Origin of the sequence: Bacillus altitudinis, from assembly GCF_001191605.1 — a bacterium.
Classification (GTDB): domain Bacteria; phylum Bacillota; class Bacilli; order Bacillales; family Bacillaceae; genus Bacillus; species Bacillus altitudinis.
In genome coordinates, this window is the sequence record NZ_CP009108.1 from 3,476,271 (window position 1) to 3,492,031 (window position 15,761).

Genomic DNA, 15,761 nt, shown 5'->3' on the forward strand with positions numbered 1-15,761 from the left:
TTTCTTCATGGTGCATTCTTATTATACAAAACCTCTTTCGTTCAATACGATCTTTTTATGAATATTTTTTCGTTAATCGAAATATTTTTTTAAAAAAGTTGAAACCTTTTGTCTTTCTCATTCGTAGTACATCAGATAACGGTATTGGAGGTGCATCCTGTCATGTTTGTCATCCTCATTAGACTTGCTCTTGTTGCATTGCTTGTCTATATATTCTACATGGCGGTAAAATTCTTCTCAAACCCGAGAAGAAAGCTGAAACAAGCACAATTAAAAGAAGGCTTTTATTTTATGGACGAACAGCAAAATGCCCGTAAAAATTTTAATTTCGTCTATAAAGGTGTCTTGTTTGAAGGGGAGAAGCATGTTCCTTCTAAGGATCATCCTCTGTTTGTCCACTCCATTTACGTTTGGACGGAGTCACCTGAGAAGCTAAATGAATTCACATTAGAAGACTTTGAAAAACTTGAGGACAACATCATTGAACGGTATCCTCAAACAAAAATTGATTGGGATCAGCCCATCAAAAAAATCAAACAAAAAAAGGGAGCAGATACGCCGACTTAACGGCGTCTGCTCCCTTTTCAGATGAGATTGAGATAGACCAATATCACCAATTGGACAACAATTAAAGCAGGCATACCCATTTGAAAGGCAGGATGCTTCGTTTTATGACGGAAATACTGCATGCCAAGAAATGACCCAGCAGCACCAAAAAGTACTGCGGCACTCCATAAGTGCGCTTCTGATATTCTCCATTTGTGTGCTTTCGCTCGGCGTTTATCCTCTCCCATGAGACAAAACCCATAGACATTGACCAAGATGAGCAGCACGATCAGAGCGATATTCATTGATTTCACCTCACATGATGAGAAAAAAAGATCACTCCTTGGCGGAATGATCTTTTATATGACTTACTTGTCTAGTTGTGCTTTTGCAGCATCAGCAAGCTGGTTGAATGCGTTTAGGTCATTCACAGCAAGATCAGCAAGCATTTTGCGGTTTACTTCGATACCAGAAAGCTTTAAGCCATGCATTAAACGGCTGTAAGAAAGACCGTTCATACGAGCTGCAGCATTGATACGAGTGATCCATAGTTTACGGAAGTCACGTTTTTTCTGACGACGGTCACGGAAAGCGTAGTTTCCAGATTTCATCACCTGTTGGTTTGCTACTTTATATAATCTATGTTTTGAACCGAAATAACCTTTTGCTAATTTAAGAACCTTTTTACGACGCTGACGCGACACAGTTCCGCCTTTTACTCTTGGCATTGTAATTCCCTCCTATGTTTCCTATTCCAGATTACTTGATGTTTGCAAGTTGTTGTTTGATACGTTTGAAATCTCCAGCACTTACGATTGCGCTCTTACGCAATTTACGTTTTTGCTTTGTAGATTTGTTAGCGAACAAGTGACTTGTGTACGCATGAGAACGTTTAAGTTTACCAGAACCTGTTTTTTTGAAACGTTTAGCAGATCCGCGGTGAGTTTTCATTTTTGGCATTGGATGTTTCCTCCCTCTGTTACTTTTACTTTTCGACTTTTGGTGCAAGCATGAGGAACATGCTGCGTCCGTCCATCTTAGGTTTTGTTTCTACTGTTGCTACTTCAGCGCAAGCTTCAGAGAAACGGTCTAACACGCGCTGTCCGATTTCTTTATGCGTAATCGCACGGCCTTTAAAGCGGATAGAAGCTTTCACTTTATCTCCCTTTTCAAGGAATTTGATTGCATTACGGAGCTTCGTGTTAAAATCATGTTCATCGATTGTCGGGCTCAACCGAACTTCTTTTAAGCTAATGATTTTTTGATTCTTACGTGCCTCTTTTTCCTTCTTCTGTTGTTCGAATCGGAACTTACCATAGTCCATGATTCGGCAAACAGGTGGTTTTGCATTTGCAGCAACTAACACAAGGTCAAGATTGGCTTTCGTAGCAATTTCCAGAGCTTCCTGGCGGGTTTTAATCCCAAGCTGATCGCCATTTTGTCCGATCAAACGAACTTCACGCGCACGAATACCTTCATTAACTAATTGATCTTTGCTAATAGTGAGCCACCTCCATGAGATTTTGAATTGAGTTCACAATTCATTTTGACCATTTCGTTGTATGTTTTACAGGCAAACAAAAAGTGTGGGCATATAAAACACCCACACTGCGAACATTTGCATGAAAAAATAAATGTACGGTCAACCTGTCAACTACAAACATGTGTCAATCAGGTGAGAAGCGGGTGCTTCTGCTTGTGATATCTATTCAATTCGTTAACTATTCTACACAATTTTCATTTGTCCGTCAAGTAACCGAACTCTTGAAACAACTTTTTCATTTTAGCATGACGAAACGATTTGGGCAAGCCTTATTTAAAAAGAAATAAAGTCTCTTCAAATCCTTCAATTTTTCATTATCACACCGATATAAATCAAGTTGTATACATAAATAAACAAAAATATAAATCATATTCCATATAAAAAAGGATTATATATCTATTTTTTCAAAAAAATGATTGATTTTATAATTCTTTAGACTTATCATTGGAGAAGTATTCAAATTCATTTAATAAATTAAGGAAAAGTAGGGGATTTATTTGAAAAAGTTTTTTAAGATTGGGTGTCTTAGTATCATTATTCTCATTTTGATTATTATCTTTGTATCTTGTATGGCTGGGGGCGGCAGCAAAAAAGATAATACATCAAATACTGGTTCTAAAAATGCAGTAACGAGTAGCGAAAAGAAAAATGATAAAGAAAAAACGCATAAAATTGGAGATAAAGTAGCAGTCGAAGATTTTACTTATCAAGTAAACAGCGTAACAGAAGCGAAATCTTTACAAAAACAGTATATGAGCGATGTAACGACAGACGGCAAATTTGTGATTGTTGAAGTAACGGTCAAAAATACAGGTAAAAAAGGCAGAATGGTAGATACTGAGATGTTCAGGTTAATTGGCAAAGACGGCACAGAATACAAATCACTTGCAACAAATAATATGTATGTAAATGATACCGATTCAAGTTTCTTCTTAAAACAAATAAATCCTAAATTATCTAAAAAAGGCAGAATTGCTTTTGAAGTTCCAAACGAAAAGAAATTCTCGCTTCAAGTCTCATCAGGATTAGGATGGACTGGCGGTAAGTATAAGACCATTGATTTATCAAAATAATGTAAGAGTGCACATTTTTGTGCACTTTTTTTATTACTAAATAATCTATTTAAACTCTAAAACTTCTATTGTAAAATGAACATGAGCCTGTCACATGCAATTGAGGGTAACTACATACATAACAAGGGAGAAGATCATGAAAGCCGTATTTTTCGATTTAGATGATACTTTGCTTTGGGATGAAAAAAGCATTCATACCACTTTTCAGGAAACATGCAGGGAAGCGGAAAAGAAATATGGACTTGATCCAGAATCGTTTGAACAGATTGTGCGTGAAGAAGCAAGAAAGCTGTACTCTTCTTATGAAACATATGATTATACTGTCATGATTGGCATTAATCCTTTTGAAGGACTGTGGTCCAATTTTAGTGAGCCGATTAGCGAAGGCTTTCAAAAGCTGAACGCCCTTGCACCAGAGTATCGCAAAAACGCTTGGACAAACGGCTTAAAAGAGGCAGGAATTGACGATGAAGCATTTGGTCAATACTTAGCAGATTTCTTTGCAGCAGAGCGCAGAAAACGCCCGTATGTCTATGAAGAAACGTATCCTGTTTTAGAGCGCCTGAAGGGCAACTATGAATTACTTCTTTTAACAAATGGAGATCCTAGTCTGCAAAAAGAAAAACTTGCAGGTGTTCCGGAACTTGCCCCTTACTTTAATGAAATTGTGATTTCAGGAGATTACGGGAAAGGAAAGCCTGATCCTGGCATCTTTGAGCACTGCCTTCAGCTGTTAAATCTCACAAAAGATGATGTCATCATGGTAGGAGATAATCCAAAAACAGATATTCTCGGCGCTTCTCGCGCTGGCATCCAAACCGTTTGGATCAATCGTCATGGCAAGAAAAATGAAACAGATGTGACACCAGATTATGAAATTAAAGACTTACACGAATTGTTTGATATTTTAAAATAAACCATAGGAAAAACACCCTTCTCCTGATCGAGATTGGGTGTTTTTTCGTTTTCGGCTATACAATTGCTGCTAAACTTTGTGCTTGACGATCTAAGCCGCGTGCTGCTTCTCCTACATTCATGAATTCCTCGCTTGCCTGCTTGACAAGATCCCGGTTTGTAAACACACTTGTCTTTGCACGGCTTGTTCCGTTGCTGACCTTTTCAACTTCTAAATGGATCGCCTTCACATAACGATCCACCTTTACGATCGCTTCCTTTGAATCTGTCGCAAGCTTACGGATTTCTGCCGCGACGACACTAAAGCCATTTCCATAGGAACCCGCATGCGCAGCTTCTATGGCCGCGTTCAATGCGAGCAGCTGCGTTTGGGAAGCGATACTGTTAATCGTTGTAGCAATTGAGCTGATCGACTCCACCTGCTCTGTTAACCCTTCTAGCAAACTCATATTTTGATCCGTTTCATTCGCGATATGTTCAAAAGAAGCATTTACACTTTGACTATGCTGGATGCCGATTTCCGCTCGCTCCATTAATTTTGCAGACATATCCTTTAGGTCTTCTACTACCTGCTTCATTGTGTTTTCTCTCTCCGTAATATCTGTTGCCACTTTCACGACAGCCACTACATTCCCCTCTTCATTGAGCACTGGTGTATACGTCGCTTCAAGCCATAAGGTGTCACCGTACTTCGTGATCCGCTGCACCTTTTCCTGAAACACTTGACCATTCTTCAAACGCTTCCAAAACATTTGATAACTTGCGTCTTCTGCAATATGCGGAGGACAAAACTGTCTATGCTTTAAACCAATCATTTCTTCCTTTGAATATCTCATGGCTTTTGCAAAAATATCATTGACCCATAGGACCTTACCTGTGACATCAAATTCAATCATCGCCAGTGAGTGCTCTAGCGCACGAAGCACAGCTGATTGCTCCAATACTTGTGTTGATGAAGTGTTTGTTGTTTGAATCATCGCTTTCATTCCCCCAATTTGCCTCTCTCTAATAGTACATACTTACCCATACTTTCGTACTATCTAAACGTATCATTTGCGCAAATGGATCACTAGTGGAGAATTTTTTTCCATAAGAAAAAAGCCAGCAACCTCAATAGATGAGATCACTGACTGTTTCGTGCGCCTTCATTATTTTTTTGCTTCTGCGACTGCATGTTTCACAAAAGCTTCGAGGTCCATTGTTTCTGAATCTTGTTCCCCATATTTTCTTACATTGACCGCGCCATTTTCTGCTTCTTGATCACCGACAACTAGCATGTACGGAATCTTTTGCATTTGCGCTTCTCTAATTTTGTATCCTATTTTTTCATCACGACTGTCTAGTTCTACACGCAGTCCTTCAAGCTGCAAACGTTCTTGCACTTTTTTCGCGTAATCTAGATGGACAGATGGTGAAACCGGGATGACTTGGAATTGTACAGGTGCCAGCCATGTTGGAAGAGCTCCTTTGTATTCTTCAATTAAGAAGGCAACGAAGCGTTCCATTGTGGACACAACTCCTCTATGAATGACAACTGGACGATGGTGTTTTCCATCTTCTCCGATATATGTGAGATCGAAACGCTCTGGAAGTAAGAAGTCTAGCTGTACAGTAGACAAAGTCTCTTCTTTTCCAAGAGCTGTCTTTACTTGGACGTCAAGCTTCGGACCATAAAATGCCGCTTCGCCTTCTGCTTCATAGTAGTCATGTCCAAGCTCGTCCATTGCATCTTTCAGCATAGACTGCGCTTTATTCCACATTGCATCATCGTCAAAATACTTCTCAGTATCTTCTGGATCACGGTAAGATAAGCGGAATGTGTAGTCATTCAAGCCAAAGTCTTGATACACTTCTTCAATTAGGCGAACTGTACGAATGAATTCGTCTTTGATTTGATCTGGACGAACAAAGATATGAGCATCGTTTAATGTCATCCCGCGAACACGTTGAAGGCCGGATAAAGCACCTGACATTTCATAGCGGTGCATTGTACCAAGCTCTGCAATCCGAATTGGCAATTCGCGATAGCTATGCGGCTCGTTTTTGTAAATCATCATATGGTGCGGACAGTTCATTGGACGGAGGACAAGATCTTCGTTGTCCATTTCCATCACAGGGAACATGTCTTCTTGATAATGCGCCCAGTGGCCTGATGTTTTATACAATTCTACACTCGCAAGAACGGGTGTATACACATGCTCATAACCAAGGCGTACTTCTTTATCAACAATATAACGCTCAATGACGCGGCGAATTGTTGCCCCTTTTGGCAGCCAGAGCGGAAGACCTTGGCCCACCTTTTGAGAGTTCGCAAACAGTTTCAATTCCTTGCCTAGTTTACGGTGATCACGCTCTTTTGCTTCTTCAAGCAGACGTAAATGCTCGTTTAATTCTTCTTTGCTGAAGAAAGCTGTTCCGTAAATACGCTGAAGCATTTGGTTGTTACTGTCGCCTCTCCAGTAAGCACCTGCAAGGCTTAACAGCTTGAATTCTTTGATTTTCCCTGTAGACGGCAAGTGAATACCTCGGCATAGATCGAAGAATTCACCTTGCTCATAAATTGTGACGGCTTCGCCTTCTGGGATTGCTTCTAACAGCTCTAGCTTCAATTCATCGCCAATTGCTTCAAAGCGTGCTTTCGCTTCTTCTCTTGAAACTTCAATGCGCTCAATCGGCAAATTGCTGTTAATGATTTTTTTCATTTCTTTTTCAATCTTTGGTAAATCTTCAGGTGTAATCGCTACATCGATGTCGACATCATAGTAAAAGCCATTTTCGATGACAGGGCCTACGCCAAACTGGACGTGATACTCTTTTCCATAAATGCGTTTGATTGCCTGTGCAAGCAAATGCGCTGTGCTGTGTCGCATAATATCGAGCGCTTCTTCACTCTTATCTGTGATGATCTCGATTGTTCCACTTTCTAACAGCGGCGTACGCAGATCTATTTCTTTGCCGTTCAATTTACCGGCAAGCGCTTTTTTCTTTAGGCCTGGGCTAATTGATGCCGCGATGTCTTCTGTTGTAGCTGTTTTGTCAAACTCCTTGACTGCTCCATCTGGAAATGTAAGTTGAATTTGTTCTGACATCTCTAGTCACTCCTTTTTTTGGCAATATAAAAACCCCGCCCCCTGGAAAGGGACGAGGTTGAATAAACGGAATCGTGGTTCCACCCTTTTTCCCGTATTTGCAGCTTGCTTTGTCAAAAACAAATACGGCTTGTGGTTCAATAACGGGAATTCCCGTCAGCTATTACTAAACAGTTCACAGCTGATGTTCAAAGGTGGTAAAGCAAATGGTCCTACGCTAGGAAGCTTTCAGCCACGGCTTCCCTCTCTTTAAGCGGGTGTTCATTTGTTCATGTCCTTATCAATACGGTCTCTGTATGAAGTTACACCGTATTATAAAACGTTTTTTCGTGAAAATCAAGAAAGCTTTTCACTTTTCTTTTCCAAATGACTAGGAACAAATTGAACATGCTGTTCCTGAAACGAATGAGGAGGGAATACCTCAACTCTTTCTTGAAAAATATTTTGAATGGTTTGCACCATCGAGTGACCCGTATCATCTGTAAATAGGTCAATCTTTTGTGGCGCAATGGATACAAGCGGTGCAATCAACTGCGAATCAATATACATTGGATGCTCTCTTACAAACTGTCTGTCTATGTATTGTTTTTGATCACGCTCAGAAGCGTACCGAAATTCCCAAATCATCAGGCGGTCCTGATGCACAACATGTACTTTTTCAAGCTTAGGTTCTCTTGACATCACATAGTCTCGAAGGGATTGAATAAAGTTTTGATATTCTTGTTCCATTTTATATTCTTCGATGGATACTTCAACATAGTTCTTCAGCCTTCTGTCATACGCTGAGAGCCTAAATGTCATAAATGAACCAATGGAAAAAACACCTTTCTGTAAAGAAATCGTCTCAAGCTCTTTTTTTAACAGATCCTCCCTCGGCGGGTCTTGATGAATTCCAGGAATATCATCTAGATCCCCTTTCATGATGCTATGGGCGATTGAAAGAATTTGGTGCTGCTCTTCTGGATCTTTAAATAAGTATGTGTTTTCAAGGATGCTGCGCATGCGTTCATTTTCTTTGCATTCCAAAAAAAAGTGAATCAGTAATGTCCGCACAATGTGCTCAATGGCTTCTCCTGATTTCTTCGCTTCTATGAGAAGCCGGTCTTTCCCTTGTTGAATCGAAATGTGATGCCGACTGTCCAAGTGTTCAGCAAGATGTAAAAAAGCGGCGGTATCATATTCATCTTCAAAGATTATTTCAAGCATGTTTGTCCCCCCTAACGACATCTGTTACATATATATGGGGGGAACATAAAAAATAGACGCCTAAAATAAATCAGGCATCTTTCTTTTTAAAATCAGTGGCACTGAGATAAAGATCAAATAAATCAAACAAACAATCGCTAAGGCGGCATAATTTCCGCTTACAAAGCTTGATCCAAGGACATTTAACGCCACAGTACCAGGTATTAATCCTAAAAAAGTCGCTGCCGCAAATGCACGATAATTCGCACGTGAAGCTGCTGCGGCATAACTGACAAAATCAAAGTGAATGGGCGCAATGCGTAATAAGAGGATATAAAGAAATCCATGCTCTTGAATACGGGACGTCACCGCTTTTAGCTTCCGATTGCTTGATTCGGTTTCCTGCTTGTTTGAACGGAAGGTTGAGGCAAGCAGGAAAGATCCTGTTGCACCTGCTGTCGCACCAGCTAAGGCATAAATGGTCCCAAGGACACTGCCGAATGCCAAACCTGCTGCTAGCGAAAAGACGGTGAGAGGGACAAGCACAAATGGACGAAAAAGTGATAAGAAAAGAAAGACAAAGGGAGCCAACATCCCAAATTGAAGAATCCAATTTTTCACATCTTTCGGCGACAGTTGAAGATGCTGTTTGTTGAGCCACCATAGCACAGCAGCTAGAACGCCAATCACGAGGAAAAGCAGCCATTTTCTTTTATTCATTTCATCCGCTCCCCTTCACGTGACCTATCTTTTTATAAATGACGGCGATTTTCCCCTTCAAGCAGAACTGGTTCAGCTAGGTAGAGAATACGTTCCATTAATCGAGCTGCCTTCACCTCTTCTTTTTCCCCACGCTGTGAGTACGTAAAGTGATGCTTTAACTCATTCGGTGAGAAATTAGAAGAGAAAAAAGTCGGCAGCTGCTCTGCCATGCGGTATTGCAAGATTGTTCCTAAAAGTTCATCTCGTACCCAGCTTGTCATCGACTCTGCTCCAATATCATCAAGCATTAAAATTGGTGTTGATTTGACCATATTCAGCTTCTCTTCGAGTGTATGATCGGCTAACGAATTTTTTAACTCTCTCACAAATTCAGGTACGTATACAAGGAGAGATGGATACTCTTTTACCGCTAACTGCTGCGCAATTGCTGCCAGAATAAATGTTTTTCCGACCCCAAACTTCCCGTGTAAATAGAGGCCTTTGCCCTTACCTGTTTCATCATAACTTTGCAGGAATTGACCTACTTTTTGAATGACTTCTTGTCTTCCAACCACATTTAAATCAGCAAACGTCGCTTGAAGAACATTCTGCGGAATGTACATGCTTTTCATGAGTTCTTGCTGTTTTTTCTGTCTATCAAGCCGCAGTTTGACAGGACAAGGGGAATATTCAATATCAATGCTCTGACCTTTGATCACAAGCTTCGGGTGATACCCGTCTAAAATGACATTTACATTCTCTTCCTCTAAGCAGTAAGAACAGCCCTTTGATTGTTGTACATATTCAAAGAGCCTGTTCAAGCTGCGATTGATCATGTCTTCTTGGATGTCCTCTTGATGCTCCTTTAAGAAAGCTTTTACATCTTCATCAGCTAGGACACTTTCTTTAATCTGATTGTATCTCACGCGAAAATCTACCCGCCCTTTTAGCTGATCAAATGAACGACCGATCGGTTTCATCTCCATCTCACCTCACATTAATGTGCATTGTACTTTTTCATATTATTAAACTGATCTAACAATTTTTCTTTTTCTCGTTCGAGGTCCTCTGTAGACAAGTTATCTGTCTGTTCTTTTGGCTGTTCTTTCGTTTCAGCTTCTTTCATCCAGTCAGGCAGCTTCTCCTCGCGGATCACTTTTCCTGATCCATATGATTGACGCTTATTTTTTTGCTGCGCCCATTCTGTCATTTGCCTATTCTCTTCTTTGGCAATTTTCATAGCAGCTGCCACGGTTTTAATTTTCTTTCGCACCCAGTGGGCGGCAATTTTCTGCATATATGTTTTGGACAGCTTCATATCCGTTTTTAGCAGTGTATAGTAGATCAAGACATTCATGACCCCAGGCTCTAGCTGCTGCTCAAGCATAATATCTTCAACAATTCTTAAGTCTGCATACGTCGGCTCAATGCCATCTGCCATATCTTTTAGAAGCTCTCTAGGCGAAATATGATCAAGCTTTTCAATCAATTTCGCATCAGGCGCATCTGCACCTGAATTCTGCGTGACATTGTGACGTAAATGCCTTGGCTGTTTTTGATCAATCAGCTTCGGCTGTTCACCTCTGTATTCAATTTGATACCAGTCTCTCGCTGCTTTTCGCAGATCCTCAGTTGATATCATCTGATCTGAACCACAGGCACCTGCGACAATATTTTGCATTTGCAGTGGGGTGATGCCATAGACGACCGCTAACTTCTTAATTGTCTCTTTCACTTGCTTTGTCAAAGCCTTTCTCGGAATCATCATATCCGACATGCCTGCTAACAATAGATCAAAATCAAAAGATTCATCTGAAAGCGGTGCAGGCTGACTTGAGCCAACTGTCACATATTCGTAGCCCTCGTCAAGCGATGACGCCTGATTGATTTCCTCTGTCATCTTGCGCTCTCCTGGCTGCAAGACGTGAAACACTTCTTCAAACGATCGGGAGATGTTCTTTGCATCAGCAGGAACTCCTGGATAAGAAAAATAATCACGAAGCTGCATATATTTTGCTTTCTCTACCCGATGATACAAAAGGACATTCAGCATACCGTCTTGGAAAAATTCATCCGGTCTCAGCGGCGGCACGAGCTCATATGTAAACAGTCTGCCTTCTTCCGTTTCCTGTTCATATGTGCGGAGTAATCCGATCGCTTCAAGCTTTAAGCGCTCCTCAAAAATATCATTTAAATTCGTTTGCAGCATCACCATCAGCTGACGGTGAGGTGCGGGTTTCCCCCACATTCGATTTTGTTCCAGCTCTCCCCACAGCGTCATGTATAAACTGAAAGCGGACATGCCAATAAGCGGCTGATATAAAAGAGTAATAAGCTGTCTATCGATGTCACCGAGCAATGAAGCGCTTTTGACGACATACGGATCGACGGCTAGCACTTCCTTCCAATGCTCTGTCATATGCTGATCCTCCCTTAATACGGTTGTCTTCATTGTACACTCTTTTTGCGTTTTACGCTTTACGCAGGAAAAAGAGCATGAAGAATCTTCAGCTCTTTTTTAGCGTTCTTTCTTTAATAAATCTTTTAATTCATCAATAAATACATTGATATCTTTAAACTGACGGTAAACCGAGGCAAACCTGACGTAAGACACTTCATCAATTTTCGCCAGCTCGTCCATCACCATTTCCCCTACAAGCTCGCTTTTCACCTCTGACATGCCTTGGTTACGCAATTCCTTCTCGATGTTAAAACAGACATCCTCAAGCTGTTTTAAAGCGACAGGACGTTTTTCACACGCTTTGATGAGGCCTCTCAGCATCTTTTCCCGGCTGAATTCTTCTCGAATTCCTTCTTTTTTCACCACTATCAATGGCAATTCTTCTAATTTTTCAAACGTCGTAAAGCGATATTGACAGCTTTCACACTCTCTTCTGCGACGGATGGACTTCCCTTCATCTACTGGTCTTGAATCAAGCACCCTTGTGCCAAGGTGCTGACATGTGGGACATTTCATTTCATCAGCTCCGATCTCTTCTTGGAAGTTGTTTGTCTAGTTCTTTATAGAGGGACAAAACAGCCTTTTGACTGTAGCCAAAGTCTGTTGGCAGCGCTGTTTCTGTTGTCACATTAAAATCGACAGCTGTTTCAAAAGGACGAATTGAAATGACAGTCGCCACGAGAAAAGCTTTTTTCGGCGTTCGTATGTTTGCGCTGATTTCACCTCGTTCTGCTGAAACAGATGTCACTTGATAGGAATCGTTTCTTGAAAGAACGGCTTCTACCGCTTGAAAAACTTGAGTTTGTGTCGATTTGTAGTAATGGCTTTTCAGTTCTGACACTGGATGATGGTCAGATGTTTCTGTATGATTTGAAATGAATCGTTTTAGCTTTTGCCCTAAAGTCATACACGTATCCCCTTTGTCATAAACCCTCTTCTTTATTTTATAAAAAAAACCTTTGTTTTCCTAGAACAAAAGTATAGACAGGTTAGATCATGCTGGATGCCCGTGTATGGAACAAATATAAAAAGGAGCATAACACAAAGGCATTTAATGCTTTTGGCCAGCTCCCATTGCAATCTTTTTTATGTTTACAGTGCTTTGGCTTGCGCCTGTTTCACTTGTACAGGTCCCATGCCTCGAGGAATTTCGATGTTTTCTCTTGTTTCAGCACCTAGTTCATCTCCGATATGATCTGCTGCAATATTCGGATCTAGATCGCCGCAAGTATAAACATCTATGCTCGCATAACCATGTTCAGGAAAGCTGTGAATTGTCAGATGAGATTCAGAAATAATGACAACTCCACTTACTCCTTGAGGTGCAAATTTGTGAAAAGCAACCTCTCTTACTTCAGCTCCTGATTTCAAAGCTGCATTTACAAACGTTTTTTCAATAAAATCCATGTCGTTCAGTTTATCACAGTCGCATCCCCATAACTCGGAGATAACGTGACGTCCGATTGTTTCCATCATGGACCCCCCTTAAACAAGAATGAAAGAGTGAAGTTCTAAGCAGCCGGACCGGACATATACCACGGGGGAAAGTTAGTCCAAAGAGGTCCTAACCCTTTAAGTATACCCGAATGAGTCTGCGAACAAGAAGTTCACGAAAAATAGTATACTTTGTTTAGACCCATTTTGCAAGCTGTGTTTTTAGTGGGATTTTCTCTCATTTCTTGAAAAGGGACGTTCAGTCTTCTTCATTTCAAACAGCTGAAAGCTCTTTCATCTGGGAACCAACAAACTTTACAAGATCAACCACTCTGCAAGAATAGCCCCATTCATTGTCATACCATGCAAGAACTTTTACTTTTCTGCCTTCCATCACCATCGTTGTGAGTCCATCAACGACAGCAGAATAAGGGTTTGTGTTAAAGTCTGTGGAGACAAGTGGTTCATCGGTGTAATCTAATATGCCAGCAAGAGATGTTTTTGAAGCCGTTGCAAAGGCAGCATTGACCTCTTCTGCCGTGACATCTTTTTTCAAGTCGACCACAAGATCAACCATCGACACATTTGAAACCGGTACGCGAAGTGCAAGTCCATGTAATTTCCCTTTCATGTGCGGCAGCACTAAAGAAAGCGCTTTAGCGGCACCCGTCGTCGTTGGAATGATGGACTGGGCACATGCTCTTGCCCGGCGCAAATCCTTGTGGGGGTTGTCGATATTTTTTTGATCATTTGTATAAGCATGAACCGTTGTCATTAAGCCGTTGTCGATGCCAAATTCATCATCTAACAGCTTGACAACTGGTGCTAAGCAGTTTGTTGTACAAGATGCGTTTGAAATAACGACGTGCTTTTCAGGATCAAGATCATCCTCATTGACACCCATTACAATTGTAACGTCTTCATTTTTACCTGGAGCTGTAAGTACGACCTTTTTCGCTCCGGCATCTATATGGCCCATCGCTTGATCTTTTGAATTAAATTTCCCTGTTGCTTCGATCACGATATCAATCCCAAGCTCTCCCCATGGAAGCTGCTTTGGGTCTCTATTATTGAGCAAAAGCACTCTTTTGCCATTGACAATCAACGCGTCATCTTCTGCTGTCACATCGCATTCGTAACGTCCATGATTTGTGTCATATTTAATTAAATGTGCTAGCGTTTCGGCAGGATAGCTTGCGTTCACCGCTACAATTTGAATTTGATCATCAAGCATTGCTTTTCTGAAGACCATGCGTCCAATTCTGCCAAACCCATTGATCGCTGCTTTTACCTTCATGAACAGGTCACTCCTCTATTATGTGTTATACTCAATAAATTTATTTATGAAATTAGTATATCACATTAGAATGTAATTGCCAGTATATAAACGTATATTTTCAAAAAAGGGCTGTTCTTTGCAATGAAATTGACGAAAAAAGCATAAAAAAAGAAGAGTACTGTATGTACTCTTACTTATCTGTATGTTCCCATTCGTTTAATATGTTCTCTAATTGCTTTCTAATAAAAGCAAGATCTTTTGTGTTTTCTATCACGCGGTCTGCTTTTTGGCATTTTTCCTCAAGAGGCTGCTGGGAGTGAATGCGATTCAGTGCTTCTTCCTCGCTCAGGTCGTTTCGATTCATGAGCCGCGACAGCTGCAATTCAGGCGTCGTGTACACAACGATGATGCGGTCGACTAGCCCTTCCAGCTTGCTCTCGAATAGGAGCGGGATATCAAGCACAACAAATGCTTCATTGTTGCTCACCCCTTCATCACGCTGCTCGAGCATTTCCTTTCTGACTTCAGGATGAACGATGGCATTGAGCTGTTTTCTTTTCTCTTCATCAGAAAAAATGATCGCTCCAAGCTGCTGCCGGTTCAGTTCACCATTTGGCAGAAGAACCTCTTCACCAAAAGTTTGAACGATTTGATGAAGGGCAGCCGATCCTTTAGAAACCGCTTCTTTTGCAATGATATCAGCATCCACCACCCGAATGCCTTTCTCTTTTATCATCTGCGAGACTGTGCTTTTTCCGCTAGCAATCCCGCCTGTTAATCCAATGACGAGCGTCAATTCGTTTCCTCCTTTACAGCTTCCACATCCCAATTAAAATGAGCAACAGCCCTGGTAAGCATGCGAGTTTATCGATCCAGCGCCAATTGGCCAAATAATGACCTGCACGCAGTCCGATGCATACAAAAAGAGAACTCATCACAGCGACCGTGATGCTCATGACAATTGGAGAAAAACCAAGAATCGCTGCACCAATCCCTGCACCAAATGCATCGATGGATAAAGCAATTCCAAGAAGCACCGCTTCCATTCCATTAATGGTGCCAGAGCGGTCAATATCTGCACTTGTAGGCTTTCGCAAAATATGAATGACAAGCCCAAGAGACTGCACTTCTACATTGAGAAGTGTTTTTTCATGAAGGAGCAAATCACGCTCTTTCGCTGGTTTATAAAATTGATACAGAACCCAAAGTCCGATGGCAATTAAAATGCCTCCACCCAGTTTATCTGTCACTGAGACAGGGAGGAATGTCGTGAGCAGGCTGCCAATCAGCATGGAAATGAGCAACACAATTCCTGAACAGCAAGCAATAATAACGATGGCTTTAAATGGAATTCTCATCTTGCGAAGACCATACGTAAAACCTACAGAAAAGCTGTCAATGCTGACGGCAATAGCTAAAAACAGAAGCGAAAACGAAATCATACCTGTACTCTTCCTTTCTGTTCATGCAACGATGATCAAGAGTCTCTAGGCGTCCTTAGACTCTTCTTCACTATATGAAGAGCAGGTGGGCT

The 15,761-nt window shown here is 41.1% G+C and carries 19 protein-coding genes and 2 other annotated features; of the genes, 3 read left to right on the top strand and 16 right to left on the bottom strand.

Translation table 11 applies throughout. From position 1 onward, the window contains the following. Window positions 1-162 precede the first annotated feature (162 nt). Window positions 163-567: a hypothetical protein gene (locus tag ID12_RS17540; RefSeq protein ID WP_046527305.1), complete on the top strand. Its 405-nt coding sequence runs from the start codon at window positions 163-165 to the stop codon at window positions 565-567. A gap of 17 nt (window positions 568-584) precedes the next feature. On the opposite strand, the gene ID12_RS17545 is transcribed toward ID12_RS17540, so the two are convergent. The 4 genes from ID12_RS17545 to infC form a co-directional block, all read right to left on the bottom strand. Continuing rightward, window positions 585-851 carry a DUF1294 domain-containing protein gene (locus tag ID12_RS17545; protein WP_008346019.1) on the bottom strand — a complete coding sequence of 89 codons (267 nt, stop codon included), beginning with the start codon at window positions 849-851 and terminating at the stop codon, window positions 585-587. 63 nt (window positions 852-914) lie between these two features. Continuing rightward, the gene (rplT, locus tag ID12_RS17550; RefSeq protein WP_007501659.1) at window positions 915-1,274 is read right to left on the bottom strand and encodes a 50S ribosomal protein L20; all 360 of its coding nucleotides are present in this window, start codon (window positions 1,272-1,274) and stop codon (window positions 915-917) included. Window positions 1,275-1,305: 31 nt separating this feature from the next. Continuing rightward, window positions 1,306-1,506 (bottom strand): 50S ribosomal protein L35, encoded by a 201-nt coding sequence (gene rpmI, locus ID12_RS17555; RefSeq protein WP_003216324.1) that lies wholly within the window; start codon window positions 1,504-1,506, stop codon window positions 1,306-1,308. A gap of 25 nt (window positions 1,507-1,531) precedes the next feature. Continuing rightward, complete coding sequence (gene infC / locus ID12_RS17560) at window positions 1,532-2,047, bottom strand: translation initiation factor IF-3 (protein ID WP_024718649.1); 516 nt, start codon at window positions 2,045-2,047, stop codon at window positions 1,532-1,534. A 71-nt stretch (window positions 2,048-2,118) separates the two neighbouring features. Beyond that, window positions 2,119-2,250 (bottom strand) — a sequence feature (ribosomal protein L20 leader region). Between the two features lie 336 nt (window positions 2,251-2,586). Between infC and ID12_RS17565 the strand changes: the two genes are divergently transcribed. Together ID12_RS17565 and ID12_RS17570 are read left to right on the top strand one after the other, a co-directional pair. Further along, entirely contained in the window at window positions 2,587-3,162 is a 576-nt protein-coding gene (locus tag ID12_RS17565) for a DUF4352 domain-containing protein (RefSeq protein ID WP_017358258.1), read from the top strand. 136 nt (window positions 3,163-3,298) lie between these two features. Beyond that, on the top strand, window positions 3,299-4,078 hold the full coding sequence (locus ID12_RS17570) for an HAD family hydrolase (RefSeq protein WP_017358259.1): 780 nt from the start codon (window positions 3,299-3,301) through the stop codon (window positions 4,076-4,078). Between the two features lie 55 nt (window positions 4,079-4,133). Here ID12_RS17570 and ID12_RS17575 read toward each other — a convergent pair whose 3' ends face one another. The 12 genes from ID12_RS17575 to ytaF all read right to left on the bottom strand — a co-directional run bounded on the left by ID12_RS17575 (window position 4,134) and on the right by ytaF (window position 15,669). After that, on the bottom strand, window positions 4,134-5,054 hold the full coding sequence (locus tag ID12_RS17575) for a methyl-accepting chemotaxis protein (RefSeq protein WP_008346027.1): 921 nt from the start codon (window positions 5,052-5,054) through the stop codon (window positions 4,134-4,136). A gap of 171 nt (window positions 5,055-5,225) precedes the next feature. After that, on the bottom strand, window positions 5,226-7,166 hold the full coding sequence (gene thrS, locus ID12_RS17580) for a threonine--tRNA ligase (protein ID WP_048001859.1): 1,941 nt from the start codon (window positions 7,164-7,166) through the stop codon (window positions 5,226-5,228). A 45-nt stretch (window positions 7,167-7,211) separates the two neighbouring features. Then, window positions 7,212-7,459 (bottom strand) — a binding site (T-box leader). A 43-nt stretch (window positions 7,460-7,502) separates the two neighbouring features. Next, a complete protein-coding gene (ytxC, locus tag ID12_RS17585) occupies window positions 7,503-8,372 on the bottom strand; it encodes a putative sporulation protein YtxC (RefSeq protein ID WP_008346029.1) in 870 nt (289 codons plus the stop codon). A 60-nt stretch (window positions 8,373-8,432) separates the two neighbouring features. Next, entirely contained in the window at window positions 8,433-9,071 is a 639-nt protein-coding gene (locus ID12_RS17590; protein ID WP_007501676.1) for a TVP38/TMEM64 family protein, read from the bottom strand. A 32-nt stretch (window positions 9,072-9,103) separates the two neighbouring features. Next, complete coding sequence (gene dnaI / locus ID12_RS17595) at window positions 9,104-10,033, bottom strand: primosomal protein DnaI (protein WP_008346034.1); 930 nt, start codon at window positions 10,031-10,033, stop codon at window positions 9,104-9,106. Between the two features lie 17 nt (window positions 10,034-10,050). Then, window positions 10,051-11,472, bottom strand: coding sequence for a replicative helicase loading/DNA remodeling protein DnaB (gene dnaB / locus ID12_RS17600; protein ID WP_017367826.1), 1,422 nt, complete (start codon window positions 11,470-11,472; stop codon window positions 10,051-10,053). A gap of 99 nt (window positions 11,473-11,571) precedes the next feature. Further along, on the bottom strand, window positions 11,572-12,030 hold the full coding sequence (gene nrdR, locus ID12_RS17605; RefSeq protein WP_003216720.1) for a transcriptional regulator NrdR: 459 nt from the start codon (window positions 12,028-12,030) through the stop codon (window positions 11,572-11,574). A gap of 4 nt (window positions 12,031-12,034) precedes the next feature. Continuing rightward, window positions 12,035-12,421, bottom strand: a complete 387-nt coding sequence (locus ID12_RS17610) for a hypothetical protein (protein ID WP_017358264.1) — start codon at window positions 12,419-12,421, stop codon at window positions 12,035-12,037. Between the two features lie 185 nt (window positions 12,422-12,606). Beyond that, window positions 12,607-12,987 carry an adenosylmethionine decarboxylase gene (gene speD / locus ID12_RS17615; protein WP_003216492.1) on the bottom strand — a complete coding sequence of 127 codons (381 nt, stop codon included), beginning with the start codon at window positions 12,985-12,987 and terminating at the stop codon, window positions 12,607-12,609. A 235-nt stretch (window positions 12,988-13,222) separates the two neighbouring features. Further along, window positions 13,223-14,245, bottom strand: a complete 1,023-nt coding sequence (locus ID12_RS17620) for a glyceraldehyde-3-phosphate dehydrogenase (protein ID WP_008346043.1) — start codon at window positions 14,243-14,245, stop codon at window positions 13,223-13,225. Between the two features lie 172 nt (window positions 14,246-14,417). Further along, complete coding sequence (gene coaE, locus ID12_RS17625) at window positions 14,418-15,023, bottom strand: dephospho-CoA kinase (RefSeq protein ID WP_050827543.1); 606 nt, start codon at window positions 15,021-15,023, stop codon at window positions 14,418-14,420. Window positions 15,024-15,036: 13 nt separating this feature from the next. Next, window positions 15,037-15,669, bottom strand: a complete 633-nt coding sequence (ytaF, locus tag ID12_RS17630; RefSeq protein ID WP_050827544.1) for a sporulation membrane protein YtaF — start codon at window positions 15,667-15,669, stop codon at window positions 15,037-15,039. Window positions 15,670-15,761 lie beyond the last annotated feature (92 nt).

Excerpts from the sequence above, each read along its gene's own strand:
- ID12_RS17575 (WP_008346027.1), bottom strand. The coding sequence starts at position 5,054 with ATGATTCAAACAACAAACACTTCATCAACACAAGTATTGGAGCAATCA.
- ID12_RS17570 (WP_017358259.1), top strand. The coding sequence starts at position 3,299 with ATGAAAGCCGTATTTTTCGATTTAGATGATACTTTGCTTTGGGATGAA.
- ID12_RS17590 (WP_007501676.1), bottom strand. The coding sequence starts at position 9,071 with ATGAATAAAAGAAAATGGCTGCTTTTCCTCGTGATTGGCGTTCTAGCT.
- thrS (WP_048001859.1), bottom strand. The coding sequence starts at position 7,166 with ATGTCAGAACAAATTCAACTTACATTTCCAGATGGAGCAGTCAAGGAG.
- dnaB (WP_017367826.1), bottom strand. The coding sequence starts at position 11,472 with ATGACAGAGCATTGGAAGGAAGTGCTAGCCGTCGATCCGTATGTCGTC.
- ID12_RS17545 (WP_008346019.1), bottom strand. The coding sequence starts at position 851 with ATGAATATCGCTCTGATCGTGCTGCTCATCTTGGTCAATGTCTATGGG.
- speD (WP_003216492.1), bottom strand. The coding sequence starts at position 12,987 with ATGGAAACAATCGGACGTCACGTTATCTCCGAGTTATGGGGATGCGAC.
- dnaI (WP_008346034.1), bottom strand. The coding sequence starts at position 10,033 with ATGAAACCGATCGGTCGTTCATTTGATCAGCTAAAAGGGCGGGTAGAT.
- rplT (WP_007501659.1), bottom strand. The coding sequence starts at position 1,274 with ATGCCAAGAGTAAAAGGCGGAACTGTGTCGCGTCAGCGTCGTAAAAAG.
- nrdR (WP_003216720.1), bottom strand. The coding sequence starts at position 12,030 with ATGAAATGTCCCACATGTCAGCACCTTGGCACAAGGGTGCTTGATTCA.
- ID12_RS17610 (WP_017358264.1), bottom strand. The coding sequence starts at position 12,421 with ATGACTTTAGGGCAAAAGCTAAAACGATTCATTTCAAATCATACAGAA.
- rpmI (WP_003216324.1), bottom strand. The coding sequence starts at position 1,506 with ATGCCAAAAATGAAAACTCACCGCGGATCTGCTAAACGTTTCAAAAAA.
- ytxC (WP_008346029.1), bottom strand. The coding sequence starts at position 8,372 with ATGCTTGAAATAATCTTTGAAGATGAATATGATACCGCCGCTTTTTTA.
- ID12_RS17540 (WP_046527305.1), top strand. The coding sequence starts at position 163 with ATGTTTGTCATCCTCATTAGACTTGCTCTTGTTGCATTGCTTGTCTAT.
- ID12_RS17620 (WP_008346043.1), bottom strand. The coding sequence starts at position 14,245 with ATGAAGGTAAAAGCAGCGATCAATGGGTTTGGCAGAATTGGACGCATG.
- ytaF (WP_050827544.1), bottom strand. The coding sequence starts at position 15,669 with ATGATTTCGTTTTCGCTTCTGTTTTTAGCTATTGCCGTCAGCATTGAC.